The sequence below is a fragment of the Streptomyces sp. AC555_RSS877 genome (genome assembly GCF_019049245.1).
Classification (GTDB): Bacteria; Actinomycetota; Actinomycetes; order Streptomycetales; family Streptomycetaceae; genus Streptomyces.
On record NZ_JAGMUK010000036.1, the window covers coordinates 1 to 5,871 of the forward strand.

Consider the following 5,871-nt stretch of genomic DNA (forward strand, 5'->3'; position numbering starts at 1 on the left):
GCCTCAGACGGCTCGCCGGGTTCAACCTCGGTCACGTTGTCGCTGGTCATCGATGCATCTTCCATGATCGGGAGTTACACCGAACGTTTTACAGTCCCCGCCGCCGGAGCGGCGAAAAGGGGGACCTCCAGAAGGAGCCACCCGGCGGGATCTTCGTCGAGCCGGCCGACCACGGCCTCGGACGCTCCCGCGGCGGACTGACCAGCAAAATCCACCTCGTGGTCGAGCAGGGGCAGAAGCCCTTGTCCGTCTTGTCGAAGCACTCCTGGCGCTGCGTATATCCCAGACGTCCCACTCTGGCCCCTGCCGATCGGCCCAACCGGCCAACCCACATGCCTATTAGGCGTACGACTCGCGCAGCAATCGCTCCTACCTGCGCAGACGGGGGATCAAGGCCGCCATTCCGGTTCCGGCGGACCGGGTCCGCAACCGCCTCCAGCGTGGATCGCTTGGCGGCCGGCCGCCAAAGTTCGACAAGGATGACTACGCACAGCGGCACGCGGTCGAGTGCGGGATCAACCGGCTCAAGCGCCACCGAGCGATCGCCACCCGGTACGACAGACTCGCCGTCCGCTCAGGGGACCTATGTGGTGATCGCTCGTTGGTCCGTCTATGGGGCGGGGCGGGGTACGTGGAGTTGGATTGTTCCGGACGGCTTGTGGGAGCTTGCCAGGCCGTTGATTCCGCAGGACCGGGTGCGGCCGCAGGGCGGCGGGCCCAGAACACGCCTGATGAGACGCTGTTCGCGGCGATCATCTACGTGCTGGTCAGCGGCTGCGCATGGCGGGCTTTGCCGCCGTGTTTCGGCATATCGAAGTCGACGGCCCACCGCCGGTTCATGATCTGGTCGCGGGCCGGTGTCTGGGGCCGGCTCCACGAAGCGGTCCTGCACCAACTCGACGACGCCGGCCTCATCGACGTCTCCCGCGTCGTCCTGGACTCCGCGCACGTACGCGCTAAAAAGGGGGCGAACACACAGGTCCGAGCCCCGTGGACCGGGGCAAGCCGGGTTCCAAGATGCACGTCCTGTCGGACGCGAACGGACTGCCCCTGGTCGTTGGCGTCTCCGCCGCCAACGTCCACGACAGCGAAGGCCTGAAGCCCATGGTGCGCCCTCGGTTGGGAGGCAACGGTCCGTTCTCAGTGGATCGCGAAAACGAGCGGTTGATCCGATCTGCTACCAGCGTCCCCGCGGCCCGTCAGGTCGCCCACTATGAACGCCGACAACGACGCGAAGCTCATGCCCGGAACACGGCAGTTAAGCGAGCTGCACAGCAGCGCAGTACTGCAACATCAGCGGCTGCTCCTGTCCGCTGCGGTCCCTCCGAGGCCTCGAAGCGACCTGAATGACTGGCCGTAGCGGTCCTCGTTCAGGCTGGGCTGGGGACAGTACGACACCGAAAGCGTGAATACACGATACGAAAGGGCAGCACATGAAATATCAGGAAGAACTGCGACACCAGCCATGTGAGTGCAGCAGTGACTTGTGACATCGACAACGTTGGTGCCGCTCCTCGGCGTTGTACTCGGCGGCCTCGTTTCGACGTTGGCGCAGTACTCGTCGGGATGCGCGTCGGAGCGGGCCGAAGTGCGACGGAGCGCGCGTGAACGCGCCGAGGCGCGTCGCGCCGAACGCGTCACCCATCTCGTCGACTTTCTGGCCGCAGTGCAGGAAGCCGAACGGGTCGCCGTAGACCGCTATCACCACAATCTGGCCGACGATCAGTGGCAAGCACGGGCAAAGGAGTCCATCGACCGGATGTGGGTGGCGCAGAAGACGATCCACATGCTGTGCGAGTCCGAGGTGAACGAGGCGGCGCGTCGTCTGGCGTCCGACGTCCAAGGCGTGATCAGAAAGGGCCCCGGCGACCCGGCAGAGCCGCAGGATGAGAAGGTCTGGGCGTACATACGTCCCAGCCGAAGGGCGTTCCTCGATGTCGTGCGCGACCACTTGGCGTAAGGGTGGCCGGCAGGTTGCAGGGGGAATCCGTGGTCGCGGGAAGTGTCGGAGCGCGACGCACGGCACCCGGCGGCGCGGGCCTGGCCCAGGGGCAAGAGCATCCGCATCGACGACTGACCACAGGCTGCCCAGGTCGTGGACGAGGTTGCGGAGACAGAAGCTCGTACGGGCCAGCGGCCGGCAGACCGACGCTTGCTGCGAGACGGCTCAGTCGTGGTAGCGGATGTAGCCGTCGCCGTCGGGGTCGGATCCGCCCTTGGTGTAGGAGTGCACGTCTGCCCGGTTCCCGGAGGGCTTGTACAGGTAGATGGTGTCGCGGTCGTTGTTCCACAGGAAGTTGCAGTTGTCGCGGTAGACGACGTTGTACTTGTCGGAGTCGGTGCCGTGGCCGCCGCGCAGCTTCACATAGTCGCCAGGCTCCAGGTGGTGGTTGGTGGGGAAAGTGAAGCGGTTGCCGGTGGCGTCCTTGATGATGTAGCCCTTAAGGTTGACGGTCGCCGTGGACGAGTAGTTCTTGACCGTCAGATATTCCGCGTCGGTGTTGCCGGAGGAGCAGCTGTTGGAGTCCCGGCCGGGTGCGTCGTACTGCACCCCGCGGACCTTGAGCGCCGAGCTGTACTCAGCGGCCTGAGCTGACACGGCGGGTGCCAGGGCGGCGACAGTGCCCGCGGCGACGGCTGCGGCCAGGATGGAACGCTTACGCAAGAGGATCCTCCACAGTGGAACAAACGGTGCTGCACGTGGAGGACTGCAGAGCGCCTACGGCAGTTGCACACCAAAGGAGCTGTCACCCATTCGAGTGGCAGAGGATGGGTCGGCAAACGAATGCCGGCGCGGTCGGATATACCCCCGAAGGGCGTACACCTTGGGGCCGTCGCGCAGCAGGGCGAGCCTTCCTCGCAGGTGCGCAGACTCCTCGCTTCCGGTGGGGCTTTCGGTCTCAGGGCTTCGGTCTCGTGGTGCTTGTAGGGGACGAAGCCGGTCACGGTGCTCTATGGAGCAGTCGGCAGTGAAGGATTGCTCGTTTCCCTACCGCGTGTCACGGGCCGCTTCGCCAGGGTTGTTGGCTCCACGGTGTTTGAGGGAATTGGCGCTTGTGAAAATCATTGACCCTGTGGATGTACTCCTTTTGCATCAACGCTTGCAGGTGGCGTGGCACGATTTCTTTTGGGTTGTAGAGCGGGACGTTGTGTACGAAATGGAGGTACAGTTGAATTATACTCAGAGTCATATATGCTGCGATGAAGATTGACGGCCAAATGATTGCGAGGGCCGCAAGCTTGAGCCATTGAGGGGGGTCGCTCTGTACAGGAGGCAGCTTAGTGATCGCGACACAGAAGAAGGTGGCACCTGATGCGGACAGGATGGTTTTCACCTTTTGTGGGATTTGTGCTTCATGCCAGGCCCAGTTTAGCCCCAAGGTTGGCCTTTCGCCTATGGGTGGCCAGCCTTGGCTGGCAGCGACCCTCGCATTGTGAGTCAGTTGTGGGCGCACTTTCCCTAGATAGAAAAGGCTCGTTGCGATGGCGAGTGGAATGAATCCGATTGTGATCAGTGGTGCGAAAATCAAAAATATACGGAACTTCTGTGTTGATCCTGTCCTCACCCAGTCATAGGGATGCTGCGTGATGACGTCGACGGCCACACCGACACAGAGAGGGTATCCGACGATATAAGCGGTCAGAGTTAGAGCGACTAGAACGCGGGTCATGAGGTCGTTGCCCTCCGCTGCGTTGCAGGTTATTTCATTCGCGGATGCGTCAGGATAGTGCCCCGTGACCGGGTCGGTCTCCCTCTTTCCGCGGATTTCCAAAATTTCCGACAGCGCCATGTGGCTGTGGTTGCGCGTGTGAGGCATGAGACTATGATTCGCCTCGAATGAACTGGAGCAGTTATGAGGTCTGGGGCTATCAGCGAATGGTCGGACCCCACGAATGCAGCTGCTCCGTGTCGGCTGAGTCCATCCGCCGGGCCCACCGGCTCAGAGCTCGTAACACGATCTTGTTGAGGCGTGCTGGTCGGGCGTGACGGGTACGACGATTGCGCCGTTCGTGAGGTGTAGGGAATCGGCCGTGGCTCGTGGATGGCGAACTGCGGGCGCTGATCGAGCCGTTGCTGCCTCCCTGACCGCAGAAGGACTCCCGGACCGAAGCCGGTGGATGACCGGTTGTGCCTGCAGGGCATCTTGTACGTGCTCTAAAGCGAAGTCGTCAGCTGGCAACTGCTGCCGCTGGAGCTGGGGTTCGGCTCCGGGCAGACCAGCTCGCGCCGACTCGGGCGGTGGCACGAGGTCGGCGTCGTCGAGAAGCTGCACCGGCTCTTGCTCGCCGAGCTGCATGCGGCCGACGAACTGGACTGGACCCGGGCTTGCGTGAATGCCTCCCACATCCGCGCGAAAAAGGGGGCGAGACCACCGGCCCCTCGCCAGTCAGCCGCGGGCAGACGGGCAGTAAGCACCACCTGATCTGTGACGGCAGGGGAACGCCGTTCAAGGTCATCACCACTGCGGCCAACGTCAACGACGTCGCACAGCCTGGCCATGGTCGACGGCATCCCGGCCGTGGCCGGCAAACTGGGCCGCCGAGCAGGCGTCCCGACGCCCTGCTCGGCGACAAGGGCTACGACAGAACCCCAACCGGCGTGAGCTGTGCAAGCGCCGGATCCTGCCGGTCATCTCCCGCAGGGGCACCCCGAACATCAAGGTCCTGGGCAAGCTCCGCTACGTCGGCGAGCAGACCTTCTCACTCCTGCACCACTTCAAGCGGCTGACCGTCCGCTGGGAACACGTCTCGACCTGCACGACGCCCTGGTAACCCTGGCCTGCGGCGTCATCTGCTGGAGACACCTCAAGAAGGCCCGCCCGTGATCGTGTTACGAGCTCATAGGACGGTGCCATCGCCTTCCAGGCGCTTTCCCGGGGCGCAGATCCGCCAAGGTGTCGATGCGATCAGTCCGACTCATCGCTCTTGGAACCGGACTGAGGGGCGATGCGCAGGTAGGCCTGATAGAGGCCGGTCAGGGAGATGACGAGCACAGCGAGGGACTCAGGCTGGGTTCCCGTCAGGAGGAGCGTGATGCCAGTGCCGAGTACTGCGATGAAGGCGATGAGGTCGATGACACCTTTAGCTTGGTTCACGGGTCCTCCGTCAGGATCTAGGATCCGTCGGCTGTGGATGGCGCAGTAACGGGTCCGACTTACGTCGAGCATGGCCTTCTGCGCCGTGTCTAGTAAGGCGCTGCGTTTCGCGGACTAACGGAGGGCTGTCTGTAAATTGATCACGGTTGTGAGCTGGAACGCTCACGGATACGCCCGTTAACCCCCCGTTATCGACTGGCTACGCTACGGTTGCAGCATGGGCTATTCGGGGGACGCGGTTCTATCAGGCAAGCAGCGTGCGCTACTCAACGAAAACTTCCGTGAGGCGATCAGGGTCGAGGTCGAGGCCCTCTGTGACGGCCAGTTGAAAAGGCGATCCTTGAGGGGCCCGTACGCGGGCGGTTACCTTCCCTGGCCTCACCTGGCAGGGTTGATCAGCGAGCAGCTCCGTGACGCGGATACCAGCCACTGGTGGGACGGTGAAGAGGTCCGAAAGATCCTTCAGACCGGAGACAGGGCCCTCCCCAAGGACCCACACGACCGGCAGATCTTTCTCCAAGTGGTACAGCGTGTGATGAACACGTGCTTCGACACGGCAGAGGAGCTACGTGGTCGGCGTGTTCCAGGAAAACGGTGCCGATACATCGAATTCCTCGGAAGTCCGGCAACACCAACGTCGTTCCGCCCCTTCAATTTCGACCCCTCCGGCGTTGGGTTTTTCCGGATCATTGATTGGAATGCTGGCCGTCGGCTCGATCCGGATCACAACATCGGCGAGGTGGTGAAGGTCGACAAGCGCCAGGAGTTGATGCGG

General features: G+C 62.9%; 5 protein-coding genes and 2 pseudogenes. 4 read left to right on the forward strand and 3 right to left on the reverse strand.

What is annotated here, in order from left to right:
• Positions 1 to 593 precede the first annotated feature (593 nt).
• Positions 594 to 1,350 (forward strand): annotated as a pseudogene (locus tag KUM49_RS15895) (IS5 family transposase).
• A 136-nt stretch (positions 1,351 to 1,486) separates the two neighbouring features.
• Positions 1,487 to 1,960 (forward strand): hypothetical protein, encoded by a 474-nt coding sequence (locus KUM49_RS15900; RefSeq protein WP_217237498.1) that lies wholly within the window; start codon positions 1,487 to 1,489, stop codon positions 1,958 to 1,960.
• Positions 1,961 to 2,167: 207 nt separating this feature from the next.
• Here the strand turns inward: KUM49_RS15900 and KUM49_RS15905 are convergent, their stop codons facing one another.
• Positions 2,168 to 2,665 carry a lamin tail domain-containing protein gene (locus KUM49_RS15905; RefSeq protein WP_217237499.1) on the reverse strand — a complete coding sequence of 166 codons (498 nt, stop codon included), beginning with the start codon at positions 2,663 to 2,665 and terminating at the stop codon, positions 2,168 to 2,170.
• Between the two features lie 334 nt (positions 2,666 to 2,999).
• Complete coding sequence (locus KUM49_RS15910) at positions 3,000 to 3,818, reverse strand: hypothetical protein (RefSeq protein WP_217237500.1); 819 nt, start codon at positions 3,816 to 3,818, stop codon at positions 3,000 to 3,002.
• 221 nt (positions 3,819 to 4,039) lie between these two features.
• Between KUM49_RS15910 and KUM49_RS15915 the strand changes: the two are divergent.
• A pseudogene (locus tag KUM49_RS15915) lies at positions 4,040 to 4,826 on the forward strand (IS5 family transposase).
• 81 nt (positions 4,827 to 4,907) lie between these two features.
• On the opposite strand, the gene KUM49_RS15920 reads toward KUM49_RS15915, so the two are convergent.
• Positions 4,908 to 5,096, reverse strand: a complete 189-nt coding sequence (locus tag KUM49_RS15920; protein ID WP_217237501.1) for a hypothetical protein — start codon at positions 5,094 to 5,096, stop codon at positions 4,908 to 4,910.
• Positions 5,097 to 5,313: 217 nt separating this feature from the next.
• Between KUM49_RS15920 and KUM49_RS15925 the strand changes: the two genes are divergently transcribed.
• A partial coding sequence (locus KUM49_RS15925; protein WP_217237502.1) for a hypothetical protein occupies positions 5,314 to 5,871 on the forward strand: 558 nt, incomplete at its 3' end.